Origin of the sequence: Pseudomonas sp. LF-5 (genome assembly GCF_037626295.1) — a bacterium.
Lineage (GTDB): Bacteria > Pseudomonadota > Gammaproteobacteria > Pseudomonadales > Pseudomonadaceae > Aquipseudomonas > Aquipseudomonas monsensis.
Genome location: NZ_JARKMT010000008.1, coordinates 121,206 through 137,437 on the forward strand (window position 1 = coordinate 121,206; position 16,232 = coordinate 137,437).

Below are 16,232 nucleotides of genomic sequence, written 5' to 3' on the forward strand. Positions count from 1 at the left end.
CTGACCAGTCAGGGGCAATGCCGCGTTCTTGAGCCATTCACGGGTTTGAAAATTTTTTGCAGGCGAAAAAAAACCGGCCATCACTGGCCGGTTTTTTCATGCTGCGGGTTTAACGTCGCAATTAAGCGCCGTACACCGGCAGTTTCTTGCAGATGGCTTTGACTTTCTCACGCACGGCGTCGATCACCGCTTCGTTGTTCAGGTCAGCCAGGATGTCGCAGATCCAGCCGGCCAGCTCTTTGCACTCTGCTTCCTTGAAGCCGCGAGTGGTCACAGCCGGGGTACCGAAACGCAGGCCGGAAGTGACGAATGGCGAGCGTGGATCGTTAGGCACGGAGTTCTTGTTCACGGTGATGAACGCTTTGCCCAGAGCGGCGTCGGCGTCTTTACCGGAGATGTCCTGCTTGATCAGCGACAGCAGGAACAGGTGGTTCTTGGTACCGCCGGAGACTACGTCGAAACCGCGCGCGATGAACACTTCGGCCATGGCCTGGGCGTTCTTCACCACTTGTTCCTGGTAAGCCTTGAACTCAGGCTGCAGCGCTTCCTTGAAGCAGATCGCTTTAGCGGCGATCACGTGCTCCAGCGGGCCACCCTGGGCGCCCGGGAATACTGCGGAGTTCAGCTTTTTCTCGATCTCGGCGTTGGCGCGCGCCAGGATCAGGCCGCCACGTGGACCGCGCAGGGTCTTGTGGGTGGTGGTGGTCACGACGTCAGCGAAAGGCACCGGGTTCGGGTAGACGCCAGCGGCGACCAGACCGGCTACGTGAGCCATGTCGACGAACAGGTAGGCACCGACTTTGTCAGCGATTGCACGGAAGCGCGGGAAGTCGAGGATCTGCGAGTAGGCAGAGAAACCGGCCACGATCATTTTCGGCTTGTGCTCAACGGCCAGACGCTCGACTTCGTCGTAGTCGATCAGGCCGTTGGCGTCGATGCCGTACTGCACCGCGTTGTACAGCTTGCCGGAGGACGACACGCTGGCGCCGTGGGTCAGGTGACCACCATGGGCCAGGCTCATGCCCAGGATGGTGTCGCCACCTTGCAGCAGGGCCAGGTAGACCGCGGCGTTGGCTTGCGAACCGGCGTGCGGCTGAACGTTGGCGTAATCGGCGCCGAACAGCTCTTTTGCACGATCAATTGCAAGCTGCTCAACAACGTCGACGTACTCGCAACCACCGTAGTAGCGCTTGCCCGGGTAGCCTTCGGCGTACTTGTTGGTCAGTACCGAGCCTTGAGCTTCCATCACCGCAGGGCTGGTGTAGTTTTCCGAAGCGATCAGCTCAATGTGCTCTTCCTGGCGCTGAGCTTCTTGCTCCATGGCGGCAAAGAGATCGGCGTCGTACTTGGCAATAGTCAAATCACGGCTGAACATGGCGGTCCTCAAGGATCGGGGGCAGAAAAGGGGGGCATTCTAACTCAATGGGTTTTGGATGGCATATGAAACGACATCATGTCGCAGACAAGTGGCATTCATGACAGATGTGCGGTGCATCTGCCGGCCCCATCGCTGGCAAGCCAGCTCCCACAATGTCTGTGTTTCAATCGGAGAATATTGATCCACGGCAAGTCCTCGGGGAACCGGAGTGGCCGCAGGATTTCGTGATCGCCATCCATCCCTGTGGGAGCTGGCTTGCCAGCGATGAGGTCAGCAGCAACACCCGAAGGTTTCAGTCGAACATGAAGAGGGCGTCGTTACTGAACTGCGCCTCAAACCGGCTCGCCGGCATTGGCCGGCCGAACAGATAGCCCTGCACCTCATCGCAACCGTGCTCGCGCAGGAAGTCCAGTTGCTCATGGGTTTCCACGCCCTCGGCGATCACCGCCAGGTTCAGGCTGTGGGCCATGGCGATGATCGCCCGGGCAATCTGCGCGTCCTGTTCACCGGACGGCAAGCCATCGACGAAGGTACGGTCGATCTTCAGCACGTCGATCGGGAATTGCTTGAGGTAGTTCAACGATGAATAACCGGTGCCGAAGTCGTCGACCGCAATGCTCAGGCCGAGGTTTTTCAGGCCGGCGAGAATCTGCATCGCCTCGCTGACTTCGCGCATCAGGATACTTTCGGTCAGTTCCAGTTCCAGGCACGCCGGCGGCAGGCCGGTTTCGCGCAGGATCGTGGCGATCCGCGTGCCGAGCTGGCCATCGGAGAACTGTCGCGCGGAAATGTTCACCGAGACCTTCGGCACCCGCACCCGGCTCTGGTGCCAGGTCTTGAGTTGACGGCAGGCCTCGCTGATCACCCAGTCGCCCACGTCTACCACCAGCCCTAGCTCTTCCAGCACCGGAATGAAATCCCCCGGCGGCACCAGCCCGCGACGCGGATGACGCCAGCGCAGCAGCGCTTCGGCGCCGGTCAGGCGTTTGCCGTCGCCGCTGAATTGCGGCTGATAATACAGGACGAATTCGTTCTGTTCGAGGGCGTGGCGCAGGTCGCTTTCCAGCTCCAGACGTTCCAGCGCACTGGCGTTCATGTCGGCCTGGTAGAACTGGAAATTGTTCTTGCCGCGTTCCTTGGCGTGGTACATCGCGGTGTCGGCGTTCTTCATCAACTGGCTGAGTTCGTTGCCGTCCTGCGGACTCAGGGCGATACCGATACTCGCGGTGACAAAGAATTCGCGACCTTCGAGCACAAACGGCCGCACCAGGCTGGCGAGGATCTGCTCGGCGACATGAATCGCCCGGTTCAAGGCCATTTCGCGGCTGGAGCGATGTTGCAGCAGCAAGGTAAATTCGTCGCCGCCCATGCGCGCCACGGTGTCGTCATCGTCGACGCAGGCCAGCAGGCGCGTGGCCATGTCTTTCAACATGCGGTCGCCGGCGGCGTGGCCGAGGGAGTCGTTGATCGGCTTGAAGCGGTCGAGGTCGAGGAACATCAGCACCACCCACGACTTCTGCCGTTCGGCCGATTGCAGTGCGGTGTGCAGGCGATCCTGGAACAGCGTGCGGTTTGGCAGATGGGTCAGGGCGTCGTAGTAGGCGAGGCGGTGAATCCGCTGTTCGCTGGCCTTGCGCTCGCTGATGTCGCTGAAGAAGCACACGTAACTGGCGAGGTCGCCTTCATCGTCGAGTACCGCAGTGATGCCGACCCACGCCGGGTAATGCTCGCCGTTACGGCGCTTGAGCCAGACTTCGCCTTCCCAGGTGCTGTGCTGGTGCAATTGCTTGAGCACGTAGCGCAGGTGCGCGTCCTGTTGCTCGTCGACGGTGAGCATGTTCGGCAACTGATCGAGCACCTCCGACACGGCGTAACCGCTGACCCGGCTGAAGGCTTCGTTGGCCTGCACGATGTAGCCGGCGGGGTCGGTGATCAGGATCGCCGACGTCGAGTGTTCGAATACCGTAGCGGCCATGCGCAGGTCTTTTTCAGCGCGGCGTTGCTGGCTGATGTCGCGGCCGACGCCGAGCACGCCTTCGAACGCGCCGTGTTCGTCCCACACCAGCACCAGGCGCAGTTCGATCGGGATCTTGCGGCCGTCTGCGCGCAGGCAATCGAACAGGAACATCTGGGTCTGCACCTGGTTGCGCAGCAAGGCCAGTTGTTCAGGCTTGTCGAGCGCTTTGCTGACCCGGTCCATCAGGGAGTAAATGCCGCTCAGCTGTTGCGGGTTGGCGATGGTCGATTGCCAGCCGTTCTGGAAAATCCACTCGGCGTCGTAGCCCAGCACTGCCTGCACCGACGGGCTGACGTAGTTCAGCGACAGCTTGCTGTCGGTGGAGAAAATCACGTCGCTGATGCTTTCGGCGAGCATGCGGTAGCGCTGTTCGCTGTCGCGCAGGGATTCACTGGCCTCGATCTGTTCGGTGATGTCCTTGGCCACGCCGATGATCCGCGTGACCTGATCGTGTTTGTCCCGGGCCAGCGCCTGCTCGCGAATATCGAAACGCCGCCACTTGCCGTCACGATGACGGAAACGCAACTGGCATTGCAGCAACTGGCTGTAGCCGGCGTGCCGCTGCATCTGCCGCGAACGGTGGTAGTAATCGGCGTCTTCCGGGTGCAGGAGGATTTCCCAGAAGTACTCGCCCATCTGATGCAGTTCGGTGCGGTTGTAACCGAGGGTCTGGCCGAGGTGGTGGTTGCTGAAAATCATCCGCTGGCTGATCACGTCTTGCACGTACAGATGATCCGGCACGGTGCGCACCACGTCCGACCAGAAACCTTCGCGCTCCAGCAACGACAGCTCGATCAGCTTGCGGCTGGTGATGTCGTTGATGCTGAGGATCACCGCTTTGTAGTCGTGCTGTTCCTGCGGCAGGCGCAATACCATCCACAGGTGCTGGTCGCGGCCGTTGCTGTTCGGCAGTTTGGCTTCCAGTTCCAGCTGTTTTTGCTGCTGCAGGACGGCGTCGAGCACCTGATTGCCGATCGCGCAGTGGTAGTGCGGATGGCCGTCAATCAACAGCTGCCAGGCGTGTTCGCAGGAATTGACGTTGAGCAGTTGCAGCGCCACCTGGTTGACCTCGGTGACGCGCAATTCCTGCAGCAGTTGCTGGCGTTGCACCGGTTGGTCGAGCCAGGCCTTGAGCTGATCGCTGGTCTGAATCTGCGCCCTGTCGAAGAATTGCTTGAGCCCGGACAGGTCCAGCACACACAGCGCGACGCCGGTGCCTTCGAAAATATCCTGATAACGCCGACGCCCTTCATGCACCTGACGCTGGCGACGGCGCATGTTCAGCAGCGCGATCACCGGCAACATCGAGAAGGCCAGGCCCAACAGGCATTTGCCGATGAACGCCGGTAGCAGTTCTTCGAGCACGCGCTGCCGATCGAACAGACCACGCAACTGCCAGTCGCTGCTGCTCAGCGGCACGGTCAGCACGGTGTTGGCCAGATCGTCCGGTGTCAGGACACCGGGCTTGGCTGCGGGCAGGGCTTCGTCGCGGCTGATGATCTGATGGTTGACGCGGTTTTCCACCAGCCACAGGGGCCGTGCTCCGGCTTCGTTCTGTTTGGTCAGAGAATCGAAAAATGTCGGCGTCAGACGCAGGGCCCAATAGCCGCGGGTGCTGCCACTGGCCTGATGCAGTAACAGGTGCACCACCGACCCGTCATCGGCGTTGCTGAAATAATGGGCTTGCGAATGACTGCGGCGCACCAGTTCGGTGAGGTAGTCGGCGTCAGCACTGTTGGCGGTGCTGTCGCTGATGATTCTGCCGGAAGGGCTGAGCAGCGCGATGCTGCGCAGGTCCGGCAGCGAACGCTGCAGCTTGCGCAGCAGGGCCTGCTGTTCGTCGGCCGATTGCGGTTGTTCGACGATCGGTAGCAGGTTGAGGGCGATTTGCGCGTTCAGCGCCATGTTCAGGCTGACCTGCGAAGCGAGATCGGCGGTGTAGTCGATGGTGTACTGGCGCTGGTTTTTCTGGGTTTCACGCAGTTGATCGAGCAGTTGCCAGAACAGCAAGGCCAGCAATAAAAGCACCAGAGTCGCCAGCGCGCCCTTCAATGTTCCGCGCAGGGGCGAGCCGGGCGCCGGTTGGAGGCTGCTCACAGAGGCTGGCGGAGTGACGTTGGACAAGCTGTAATCCTGCGATTTGGCTGGACTGGCGCGACGTGCACTATAAGCCGGACGCCCAAAGGGCGGCTAGCATGCCTTGAGTTGTGGCGAAGTGCCAGCCCCGCTCGGCTGGACTGCCACCGGTCATTAAGGTAGCTTTGCCGGTTACGCGGGAGCGTTCCAGCTCCTAGAATCAGACTTTTTTCAGCGCGCACGCATTGATGGCCATCAAGTGGTCTAGTGAACGACGCGCATCGGTCTGGCCGGGCATCGCCTGCGCTCCAATCATTCATCTGTCACTGACCCAAGGTTCTCCATGGCTCAATACGTCTTCACCATGCATCGGCTGGGCAAAGTTGTTCCGCCGAAGCGGGAAATTCTGAAAAACATTTCGCTGTCGTTCTTCCCTGGCGCCAAGATCGGCGTACTCGGCCTCAACGGTTCGGGTAAATCCACGCTGCTGAAAATCATGGCTGGCGTCGACACCGAGTTCGAGGGCGAAGCCCGTCCGATGCCGGACCTGAACATCGGTTATCTGCCGCAAGAGCCACAACTGGATCCGGCCAAGACCGTGCGTGAAGTGGTCGAGGAAGCAGTCAGCGTGATCAAGGATGCGCAAGCGCGTCTGGACGAGGTGTACGCCGCTTACGCCGATCCGGATGCCGACTTCGACAAGCTGGCTGCCGAACAGGCCAAGCTCGAAGCGATCCTGCAAGCCAGCGATGGTCACAACCTCGAGCGTCAACTGGAAGTTGCTGCCGATGCGTTGCGCCTGCCGGCCTGGGACGCAAAAGTCGAACACCTGTCCGGTGGTGAAAAGCGCCGTGTGGCCCTGTGCCGTCTGCTGCTGTCCGCCCCGGACATGCTGCTGCTCGACGAACCGACCAACCACCTGGATGCCGACTCCGTAGCCTGGCTGGAGCACTTCCTGCACGACTTCCCGGGTACCGTGGTTGCGATCACGCACGACCGTTACTTCCTGGACAACGTTGCTGGCTGGATTCTGGAACTCGACCGCGGCGCGGGCATTCCTTACGAGGGTAACTACTCGGGTTGGCTGGAAGCCAAATCCGATCGTCTGGCGGCCGAATCCAAGCAGCAGTCGGCTCACGAAAAAGCCATGAAGGAAGAACTGGAGTGGGTGCGCAAAGGCGCCAAGGCCCGCCAGTCGAAATCCAAGGCACGTCTGCAACGCTTCGAAGAAATGCAGTCGCAGGAATTCCAGAAGCGTTCGGAAACCAACGAGATCTACATCCCGGCCGGTCCGCGCCTGGGCGACAAGGTCATCGAATTCAAGAACGTCACCAAGGGCTACGGCGATCGCGTGCTGATCGACAACCTGTCGTTCTCCATGCCGAAAGGCGCCATCGTCGGCGTGATCGGTGGTAACGGTGCCGGTAAGTCGACCCTGTTCCGCATGCTGATGGGCAAGGAAACGCCGGATTCGGGCACCATCGAAGTCGGCGAAACCGTGCAACTGGCCTGCGTGGACCAGAGCCGTGAAGACCTCGACGGCAGCAAGACCGTGTTCCAGCAGATCTCCGACGGTTCCGACCAGATCCGCATCGGCAACTACGAGATCCCGTCGCGCACCTACGTCGGTCGCTTCAACTTCAAGGGCGGCGACCAGCAGAAGTTCGTCAAGGACCTGTCCGGTGGTGAGCGCGGTCGCCTGCACCTGGCGCTGACCCTGAAGGAGGGCGGCAACGTCCTGCTGCTCGACGAACCGTCCAACGACCTCGACGTTGAAACCCTGCGTTCCCTGGAAGAAGCCCTGCTGGACTTCCCGGGCGCCGCCATTGTGATCTCTCACGATCGCTGGTTCCTGGACCGCGTCGCGACCCACATCCTGGCGTACGAAGACGACTCGCAAGCGGTGTTCTTCGAAGGCAACTACACCGAGTACGAAGCCGACCGCAAAAAGCGCCTCGGCGAAGCGGCTGCCCAGCCACACCGGGTACGCCACAAAAAACTGGCCTGATTCGGGTTGGTTGCATAAAGAGCGGAGCCTTCGGGCTCCGTTTTTTTTGCCCGGGTTTTGTCAGCGGGACCGAGTCGCGACCCCTTCGCGAGCAAGCTCGCTCCCACAGGGGAACGCATTTCAAATGTGGGAGCGAGCTTGCTCGCGAAGGCGGTATAACTGTTGGTGCATAACTCAAATTTAGAATCACCATACAGGTGCAAAAAGCCCAAAAAACCGCCTGATTTATATCCTGTGCACCATTTAATTTCATAACTGCGACATTTTGCGCTGTTCCTGTGCGCAAATCGTTTGCTACAGTCCGGCTCAATCGCTTCCAACGACAATAAATTTGCCGAGACTTTTCCCATGATCGAATCCGTCGAATCCTTCCTCGCCCGGTTGAAAAAACGCGACCCGGATCAACCCGAATTCCACCAGGCCGTCGAAGAAGTCTTGCGCAGTCTGTGGCCGTTTCTCGAAGCCAATCCGCGTTACCTGACGTCGGGCATTCTGGAGCGCATCTGCGAGCCGGAGCGCGCAGTGGTGTTCCGTGTGTCGTGGGTCGACGATCAGGGCAAGGTCCAGGTCAATCGCGGTTTCCGTATTCAAATGAACAGCGCCATCGGCCCGTACAAGGGCGGCTTGCGCTTCCATCCTTCGGTGAATATGGGCGTGCTGAAGTTTCTCGCCTTCGAACAGACCTTCAAGAACTCCCTGACCTCGCTGCCCATGGGCGGCGGCAAGGGCGGTTCGGACTTCGATCCAAAGGGCAAGAGCGATGCCGAAGTCATGCGTTTCTGCCAGGCGTTCATGAGCGAGTTGTACCGCCACATCGGCGCCGACGTCGACGTGCCGGCCGGCGATATCGGCGTCGGTGCGCGGGAGATCGGTTTCCTGTTCGGCCAGTACAAACGCCTGAGCAACCAGTTCACCAGCGTGTTGACCGGCAAGGGCATGACCTACGGCGGCAGCCTGATTCGCCCGGAAGCCACCGGTTTCGGTTGTGTGTATTTCGCTGAAGAAATGCTCAAGCGCCGCGGGCAGGCCGTCGAAGGCAAGCGCGTGGCGATCTCCGGTTCGGGCAACGTCGCCCAGTACGCGGCGCGCAAGGTCATGGATCTCGGCGGCAAAGTGATTTCCTTGTCCGATTCCGAAGGCACGTTGTACTGCGAGTCCGGCCTGAGCGAAGAGCAATGGCTGGCATTGCTGGAGTTGAAGAACGTGAAGCGCGGACGCATCAGCGAGCTGGCGACCGCGTTTGGCCTGGAATTCCGCGCCGGGCAGCTGCCGTGGTCGCTGGCCTGCGACATCGCGCTGCCTTGCGCCACCCAGAACGAACTCGACGCCGAAGCTGCACGAACCCTGCTGCGCAACGGCTGCGTGTGCGTGGCCGAAGGCGCCAACATGCCGACGACGCTTGCGGCTGTGGATATCTTCATCGAGGCCGGCATTCTGTTTGCGCCGGGCAAGGCGTCCAACGCCGGCGGGGTTGCGGTGAGCGGTCTGGAGATGTCGCAGAACGCCATGCGCCTGCTGTGGACGGCGGGTGAGGTGGACAGCAAGCTGCACGCGATCATGCAGTCGATCCACCACGCCTGTGTGCATTACGGTGAAGAGAACGGCCAGGTCAACTACGTCAAAGGCGCGAACATCGCCGGCTTCGTCAAAGTCGCCGATGCGATGCTCGCCCAAGGCGTGGTTTAACCCGCTTCGATGCGGATCACTTCGATCATCTGATCGCCAGCGGGGCGCTGCCACAGCACTTCGTCATTGAGCCGGGCACCGAGCAAGGCCCGGCCCAACGGCGAGGCCCAGTTGATCAGGCCCTGACTGGCGTCGGCCTGATCTTCGCCGACCAGTTGCACTCGGCGTTCGGTGTTGTGTTCGTCGGCATAAGTCACCCAGCTGCCGATCTGCACCTTGTCGGTGGACGTCGCAGGGGCGGCGACCTGCGCACTGCTCAGGCGCTGATTGAAATAGCGCAGATCCCGTTCCAGATCGGCCAGACGCTGCTTGTCGGCCTGCTCGCCTTTGGCTGATTGTTCGGCGTGCAGGGTCTGCAAGTCGGCGACTTTGGCCTGCAACTGTGCCAGGCCTTGTGGTGTGACGTAATTGGGCTGCGCGCTGACCTGCCGTTCGACGGGCTGATCGGCTTGCGCGGCGGCGTTGTCTTCGTTGACGAAAGCGCGGCTCATGGTGTCCTCCTGTGATAGGAATTGGTCCATGGTCGCCGGCATTTGGTTTCACTGGATGTCTGGAAACGACCTATTGCGAGCGATAGGCTCGTCCGGCGTCCTGATCTTTCTGCTGCTGCCAGGCACGCTCGCGTTCGTCCCAGTGCTCGTTGCGATACGCCTCGCGATCCTTGTTCTCCAGCATCGCCTGACACTGGCGAAAGCCGTCGGTCCAGCCTTCGGCGTATTGTTTGTCCTTGAGATAGCGCGGCACGTTCTTGCGAAACTCGCCACTGATCGAGCCGGCGGCTTGCCGTCCGCTGACGCAACCATCGTCAAAGCCATCGGCGAAGGCCGGTGGATAACCTCTGGCGATCAAATCTTCATGGGTGGTCTGGCAACCGCCCAGTAACAGCACAACACCCAACAGTCCCGCACACCGCCACATCGCACTCTCCCGCGCCGGTTGTCCGGCTTATGGGGAAAGTCTAGAAGCTGATTCATGACACGGCTGTCGAAGCCCCGTGAAAAATCCATTAACACCACAAGACCAAATGTGGGAGCGAGCAGGCTCGCTCCCACAGGGGGAGTTTGTCGGGCTTCAGATCAGTAGTGATACCACTTCACTTCAAGCATGACCTCTGTTTCCGGGGTCGCGAGATGGCTGAACTCACGCTGCGCACTCAGGCGCAAACCGAGGTTGCGCGACAGCTCCCACTGCTGGTTCAGGCTCAGGCTGCGGCGCACTTCGCCGTTGGTGAAGTAATCGCCCTTGGCCTCGACGCTGAGATTGCCCAGCGGGTTTTTCCACAGCACGCCGCTGTTGAAACCGGCCGCCGGGGTGATGAAACCGGCGAAGTCATTGTTGTGCTCGATGCGCACGGTGCCGAGGGCAAAGCCGAGCATGTCTTCGCCCAGTTGCCAGGTGCCGCCACCGCCACCGTTGACGTGGCTGACCAGGGTTTCGTCATCGTGCTTGCCGGGCACACGCTCAAGGCCGCCGGTGACTTGCCATGACAACGGCTGCAACAACTCATTGCGCGGGGTCAGCGAGCGGATGGTCGCCAGATCCAGTTGCTGGAACTGCCACTGGTTGCCTTCGTACTGGCGCAGTTTCATCTGCAGGATCTCGATCTGCGCGCCGAGCGGGAAGCTCTCGGCGTTGTCGTTGAGGTCGTGGTAAGCCATGCGCAAGCCGTATTCGCCGAAGGCGCGGTCGCCTCGGGTGCCGAGACCGGCCTGCCAGGTGCGCGATTCGTGGCCGTCCTCGGGCAGGCCGGGTTGCGGGATGTCCAGCTCCGGCGCCGGATTCTTGTTGATCGCCCGCAGCAGTTCGAAGCTGCGCTGTGCCCGTTGCGAGTCGCGTTCCTGACCGTTGGCGCGGTAGCGCTCCAGGCGATATGCCGCGTCGATGATCAATGCTTGGCGGTCACGGGGCAGCGTTTTGAACGCCGGGTCCTGCAACACCTGTTGATCGGCACTGACTTTCAGCACCCATTGCTGTTCGTCACTGGTCAACGGCTCGGCACGGCTGAGCAATTCACGCTCGCGGGACGGGCGGTACTCGATACTTTCCACCAGCCCGGCTTCCTTCACCGCTTTGACCGTGTCGGTGGGGATGGCGGTCAACGGGAATTGTTCGGTCAGGCGCAGGCTCGGCCGTGCCACTTGCAGCAGCTCAAGCAGGCGATACGAGCAGTTTTCGTCGAAGAAGAAATAGTCGAACTGGATCTGCTTCAGCTCCCACACATGTTCGACCATGCGTGCGGTTTCTTCCTGCGTCAGGTTCAGCCGGTACTCCCACAAGTCGCGGTTTTCCAGGCTGCGGTATTCGGAGAGTTTTTCCTGATAGGGCACCAGCGCGAACAGCCCCGGATAGCCGCCCATCAAGCCTTTCCAGGCGTAGAGGATGCTGTTGTCCGAGCCTTCGATGTAGGCGCCGAAGTTGATCGCGTAACTCAGCAGTGAAGTCTTGTCGGCTTGCACATCAGCCTGGTCGATGCGCAGCAAGGTGTGGCCGAACATCGACGAAGGACTGTTGAGATAAGCCGCCGGGAAAATCATCACCGCGCTGTGCGGCGAGACATCCTTGAACCATTTTTTGTATTCGGCGCATTCCGGCGTCGGCAGATCGCTGAGGTTGAGCTGTGCCTTCAGCCAGCGCGTGCGCGCCGGGTAGACGCACTGCGCGTGTTGTTCGCCGAGACTGGCCGGAGCGTACAGCGCTTGCACGGTGGCGGCCAGTTCACGGTCGGGGTGTTCGTTGCCATCGGGCGCGAGGAAGAACTTCTTGTCGCTGACATAGCTGCGCCAGCCGCCAAGCTTGGCGGTTTCGTAGTGACCGAGGGAAATCCAGAAACGATCATTGGCCAGTTGCTGCAAACGTTGAGGGTCGATGTGAGGCGCGGCGGATAGCGGGGCGCAGACACAGAGCGCCAGCCAGGCAAGGCGTTTGAGCATAGGTGGCAACTTAAGTCGAAAGAAAATAAAACCCGGATCGGGGTGTAATCACTCCACCCTGTGGCGAGGGGATTCATCCCCGTTGGGCTGCGAAGCGGCCCCGGAACCTGAATTCCCAATGCATCAGATACAGAGCATGCACGGGTTTGGCGACGGCTTCGCAGCCGAACGGGGATGAATCCCCTCGCCACAGGTTCAGCGTCACAGCGAACTGATTGCATTCAAAAACAAAACCCGCTTCCCGAAGGAAGCGGGCGGGGTCGAGCTTAAGCCTGAGTCGCGTACTTGGCCAGACGTGGGTCTGATTTCAGCACGGCCAGAGTGTTGGTATGCACGTCTTCAGCGGTCACGTCAGCCTTGCTGAAGATCTGCTGGAAGTGTTCGTGAGTGACGGCAGCGAAGTGCGCACGGTCTTCCGGCGCCACACCCAGTACCACGGCATAAGTCGTCAGCGCTTCGCCGTTGCCTTTGGCCATGTCTTCGGACAGTTCGTTCATCATGCCATTCATGGCGAACCAGGATTTGCCGCCGTACGTCAGCGACGCGTTGGTGGAGCAACCGTTGGTGCCGGACGTCATGCCGAACGTGGCGTTACCGGAAGTGCCGTTGGTGGTGGAAGCGAGGAAGTGCGCCGGGGTGCCACGCTGACCTTCGAACAGCATGTTGCCCCAACCGCAATCCGGGCCGCCCGGGGCTTGCGCCATTGCGTTGATGGATACAGCGGTGAAGAGAGTACCGAGAAGAATCCGTTTCATATCTTTGTTCTCTTTGTGTGCATACCAATGGACAGGGTTCTGGCCCCCCAAGCTCTGTACGAAACAGACCCAAACGAAGCCAGTGGGCCAGTATTAGTTCCAGCCGCGCAGTTTGGAGTTTAGGCACGTTCTAACGGTTCCGTGATTTTTTACAAAAGATTCGGTAATAGCCCCGGTTTCAGGGAACCTGCTGCGCAGAGGGCCGGTTGTCTATGCTTTGGCAGATGGCGCGCCTTGCCAGTGGGGCACGGGCGGCGCCAGAATGCCGCTATCTGCCCCGCCTGATTGTTAAGGAAGTCCGATGCCTGATCCTGTTGCTGCCAGCCTGCGTATAGCGCCCGAAGCGCTGACTCGTCCGTTTTCCGCTGAACAGTTCAGCTTCACTACCACCAATGATCTGGAGCCCTTTCGCGGTGTGCTCGGCCAGGAACGCGCGGTCGAAGCCTTGCAGTTCGGTGTGGCCATGCCACGCCCCGGTTACAACGTCTTTGTCATGGGCGAGCCCGGCACCGGGCGCTTCTCGTTCGTCAAACGCTACCTGAAAGCCGAAGGCAAACGCCTGCAGACCCCGGCGGACTGGGTTTACGTGAACAATTTCGATGAACCGCGCGAGCCGCGCGCACTGGAGTTGCCATCGGGCACTGCCGGTTCGTTCATCGGCGACATCAACGGTCTGATCGACAACCTGCTGGCGACGTTTCCGGCAGTGTTCGAGCACCCGTCCTACCAGCAAAAGAAAAGCGCCATCGACCGCGCTTTCAATCAGCGCTATGACAAGGCCCTCGACATCATCGAGCGTCTGGCTCTGGAAAAAGACGTCGCCCTGTACCGCGACAGCAGCAACATCGCCTTCACCCCGATGCTCGACGGCAAGGCGCTGGACGAGGCGGAGTTCGCGCAGTTGCCGGAAGCCGATCGCGAGCGTTTCCACGATGACATCTCCGGCCTCGAGGAGCGCCTGAACGAAGAACTCGCCAGCCTGCCGCAGTGGAAGCGTGAATCGAACAATCAACTGCGTCAGCTCAACGAAGAAACCATCACCCTGGCCTTGCAGCCATTGCTCTCGCCGCTGTCGGAGAAATACGCGGAGAACGCTGCGGTCTGCGGTTACCTGCAAGCCATGCAGGTATATCTGCTGAAAACCGTGGTCGAGCAATTGGTCGACGACAGCAAGACCGACGCCGTTGCGCGCAAGCTGCTCGAAGAGCAATACGCCCCGAGCCTGGTGGTCGGGCATCCGGCCAGCGGCGGTGCGCCGGTGGTGTTCGAGCCGCACCCGACCTACGAAAACCTGTTCGGCCGCATCGAGTACACCACTGATCAGGGGGCGCTCTACACCACCTATCGGCAGTTGCGTCCGGGGGCGCTGCACCGCGCCAATGGCGGCTTCCTGATTCTGGAAGCGGAAAAAATGCTCAGCGAGCCGTTCGTGTGGGATGCGCTGAAACGCGCCCTGCAATCGCGCAAGCTGAAAATGGAATCGCCTCTGGGGGAGATGGGCCGTTTCGCGACCATGACCCTCAACCCGCAGCACATTCCGTTACAGGTCAAAGTCATCATCATTGGCGCGCGGCAGCTGTATTACACGCTGCAGGATCTCGATCCGGACTTCCAGGAGATGTTCCGCGTGCTGGTCGATTTCGACGAAGACATCCCGATGGTCGACGAAAGCCTGGAGCAATTTGCCCAGTTGCTGAAAACCCGCACGTCGGAAGAAGGCATGGCGCCGCTGACCGCCGATGCGGTGGCCCGTCTGGCGACCTATAGCGCGCGGCTGGCCGAGCATCAGGGACGTTTGTCGGCGCGTATCGGCGATCTGTTCCAACTGGTCAGCGAAGCGGATTTCATCCGTCACCTGGCCGGCGATGAAATGACCGACGCCGGGCATATCGAGCGCGCACTGAAAGCCAAAGCCACGCGTACCGGGCGGGTGTCGGCGCGGATTCTCGACGACATGCTCGCCGGGATCATCCTGATCGACACCGACGGCGCGGCGGTCGGTAAATGCAACGGGCTGACCGTGCTGGAAGTCGGCGATTCGGCGTTCGGTGTGCCGGCGCGTATCTCCGCCACTGTGTATCCGGGCGGCAGCGGCATCGTCGACATCGAGCGCGAGGTCAACCTTGGCCAGCCGATCCACTCCAAAGGCGTGATGATCCTCACCGGGTATCTGGGCAGCCGTTACGCGCAGGAATTCCCGTTGGCGATTTCCGCGAGTATCGCCCTGGAGCAGTCCTACGGTTATGTCGATGGTGATAGTGCGTCGCTGGGCGAGGCGTGCACGCTGATTTCGGCGCTGTCGAAAACCCCGCTCAAGCAGTGCTTCGCGATCACCGGTTCGATCAACCAGTTTGGCGAAGTACAAGCGGTCGGCGGGGTCAACGAGAAGATCGAGGGCTTCTTCCGCCTCTGCGAAGCACGCGGGCTGACCGGCGAGCAGGGCGCGATCATTCCGCAGGCCAACGTCGCCACGCTGATGCTCGACGAAAAGGTCCTGGCGGCGGTGCGCGCCGGGCAGTTCCACGTGTACGCCGTGCGTCAGGCGGACGAGGCGTTGAGCCTGCTGGTCGGTGAACCGGCCGGTGCACCGGATGCTGACGGTCAGTTCCCCGAAGGCAGCGTCAACGCGCGGGTGGTGGAGCGTCTGCGGGTGATTGCCGAGATGATCAGCGAAGAGGACCTGAAAGAGGCCGAGAAGGAGCTGGCGCAGGAGGCGTTGGCAGAGGCCAAACCGGCATAAGCCTTAACCCGGGCAAACTGTAGGAGTGAGCCTGCTCGCGATAGCAAATCATCAGTCACTGTGACTTTGACTGATACACCGCTATCGCGAGCAGGCTCACTCCTGCATTTGTTTTTGCGGTGATCTTCGGGAAAAGTGCCACTACTCTGACGTCAATATTCACACAATGACCATTCGGCGCCTTCTGGTTCTATGCGGCTTGCTCGGCAGACTTTTCTTCTATTCTCAGCTCAAGGACATCGACAGTATCACTGGATCGAAACAGCCTTCGCGTGAGGGCTGAACACCGGCTTTACCGAGGGTCGCCGCCATGTCGCGCAACCTCTGCCTCACCCGTCAATGCCTGGGTCTTGTGACCCGTATCGAGTGCGCCATCAAGCCGTTGGCCGGCGATAACGGCATGTGGACCTTGCTCTTCGCTGCCGGCATGGCCGGTGAACAACCTTCCGCCATCAAGGCCCAGGGCCCGTTTCATGGGCCGGTCGCCGCCGAGTCGATTCTCGACACCATCGTCGAAAGCCTGACGATGCATGGTTACGAACTGGCCGACGATCCGCAGATCTGGAGCCTGCACCTGCAAGCCCAACTTCGTCAGATTAATGGTGGGCGTGGGCGTACGGTCGGCATGTTCGACCATTAGGC

10 protein-coding genes are annotated in these 16,232 nt (G+C 60.6%); 4 read left to right on the top strand and 6 right to left on the bottom strand.

From position 1 onward, the window contains the following. Positions 1 to 121 precede the first annotated feature (121 nt). Together glyA and morA are read right to left on the bottom strand one after the other, a co-directional pair. Positions 122 to 1,375, bottom strand: a complete 1,254-nt coding sequence (glyA, locus tag PseuLF5_RS21140; protein ID WP_123463984.1) for a serine hydroxymethyltransferase — start codon at positions 1,373 to 1,375, stop codon at positions 122 to 124. A gap of 295 nt (positions 1,376 to 1,670) precedes the next feature. Further along, positions 1,671 to 5,519, bottom strand: coding sequence for a cyclic di-GMP receptor MorA (gene morA / locus PseuLF5_RS21145; RefSeq protein WP_340134711.1), 3,849 nt, complete (start codon positions 5,517 to 5,519; stop codon positions 1,671 to 1,673). Positions 5,520 to 5,814: 295 nt separating this feature from the next. On the opposite strand from morA, the gene ettA reads away from it, so the two are divergent. Next, a complete protein-coding gene (gene ettA / locus PseuLF5_RS21150; protein ID WP_186748043.1) occupies positions 5,815 to 7,479 on the top strand; it encodes an energy-dependent translational throttle protein EttA in 1,665 nt (554 codons plus the stop codon). Between the two features lie 348 nt (positions 7,480 to 7,827). Continuing rightward, positions 7,828 to 9,165, top strand: coding sequence for an NADP-specific glutamate dehydrogenase (gene gdhA, locus PseuLF5_RS21155; protein ID WP_123463990.1), 1,338 nt, complete (start codon positions 7,828 to 7,830; stop codon positions 9,163 to 9,165). On the opposite strand, the gene PseuLF5_RS21160 is transcribed toward gdhA, so the two are convergent. The 4 genes from PseuLF5_RS21160 to PseuLF5_RS21175 all read right to left on the bottom strand — a co-directional run bounded on the left by PseuLF5_RS21160 (position 9,162) and on the right by PseuLF5_RS21175 (position 12,850). Further along, the gene (locus PseuLF5_RS21160) at positions 9,162 to 9,656 is read right to left on the bottom strand and encodes a GreA/GreB family elongation factor (protein ID WP_128616064.1); all 495 of its coding nucleotides are present in this window, start codon (positions 9,654 to 9,656) and stop codon (positions 9,162 to 9,164) included. The two genes, gdhA and PseuLF5_RS21160, sit on opposite strands and share 4 nt — an antisense overlap. 70 nt (positions 9,657 to 9,726) lie before the next feature. After that, complete coding sequence (locus PseuLF5_RS21165) at positions 9,727 to 10,083, bottom strand: hypothetical protein (protein WP_222834264.1); 357 nt, start codon at positions 10,081 to 10,083, stop codon at positions 9,727 to 9,729. A 158-nt stretch (positions 10,084 to 10,241) separates the two neighbouring features. Next, complete coding sequence (locus PseuLF5_RS21170) at positions 10,242 to 12,095, bottom strand: Lnb N-terminal periplasmic domain-containing protein (protein WP_340134712.1); 1,854 nt, start codon at positions 12,093 to 12,095, stop codon at positions 10,242 to 10,244. Between the two features lie 266 nt (positions 12,096 to 12,361). Next, on the bottom strand, positions 12,362 to 12,850 hold the full coding sequence (locus tag PseuLF5_RS21175; RefSeq protein ID WP_007909797.1) for a DUF3015 domain-containing protein: 489 nt from the start codon (positions 12,848 to 12,850) through the stop codon (positions 12,362 to 12,364). 301 nt (positions 12,851 to 13,151) lie between these two features. Here PseuLF5_RS21175 and PseuLF5_RS21180 point away from each other — a divergent pair, with 301 nt between their 5' ends. Together PseuLF5_RS21180 and PseuLF5_RS21185 are read left to right on the top strand one after the other, a co-directional pair. Beyond that, the gene (locus tag PseuLF5_RS21180) at positions 13,152 to 15,590 is read left to right on the top strand and encodes a Lon protease family protein (RefSeq protein ID WP_123463997.1); all 2,439 of its coding nucleotides are present in this window, start codon (positions 13,152 to 13,154) and stop codon (positions 15,588 to 15,590) included. A gap of 310 nt (positions 15,591 to 15,900) precedes the next feature. Continuing rightward, a complete protein-coding gene (locus tag PseuLF5_RS21185) occupies positions 15,901 to 16,230 on the top strand; it encodes a PA4575 family protein (RefSeq protein ID WP_123463999.1) in 330 nt (109 codons plus the stop codon). The last annotated feature ends 2 nt before the right edge of the window (positions 16,231 to 16,232 follow it).

Coding starts and splice junctions, on each gene's coding strand:
- glyA (WP_123463984.1), bottom strand. CDS start 1,375: ATGTTCAGCCGTGATTTGACTATTGCCAAGTACGACGCCGATCTCTTT.
- ettA (WP_186748043.1), top strand. CDS start 5,815: ATGGCTCAATACGTCTTCACCATGCATCGGCTGGGCAAAGTTGTTCCG.
- gdhA (WP_123463990.1), top strand. CDS start 7,828: ATGATCGAATCCGTCGAATCCTTCCTCGCCCGGTTGAAAAAACGCGAC.
- PseuLF5_RS21160 (WP_128616064.1), bottom strand. CDS start 9,656: ATGAGCCGCGCTTTCGTCAACGAAGACAACGCCGCCGCGCAAGCCGAT.
- PseuLF5_RS21165 (WP_222834264.1), bottom strand. CDS start 10,083: ATGTGGCGGTGTGCGGGACTGTTGGGTGTTGTGCTGTTACTGGGCGGT.
- PseuLF5_RS21170 (WP_340134712.1), bottom strand. CDS start 12,095: ATGCTCAAACGCCTTGCCTGGCTGGCGCTCTGTGTCTGCGCCCCGCTA.
- PseuLF5_RS21175 (WP_007909797.1), bottom strand. CDS start 12,850: ATGAAACGGATTCTTCTCGGTACTCTCTTCACCGCTGTATCCATCAAC.
- PseuLF5_RS21180 (WP_123463997.1), top strand. CDS start 13,152: ATGCCTGATCCTGTTGCTGCCAGCCTGCGTATAGCGCCCGAAGCGCTG.
- PseuLF5_RS21185 (WP_123463999.1), top strand. CDS start 15,901: ATGTCGCGCAACCTCTGCCTCACCCGTCAATGCCTGGGTCTTGTGACC.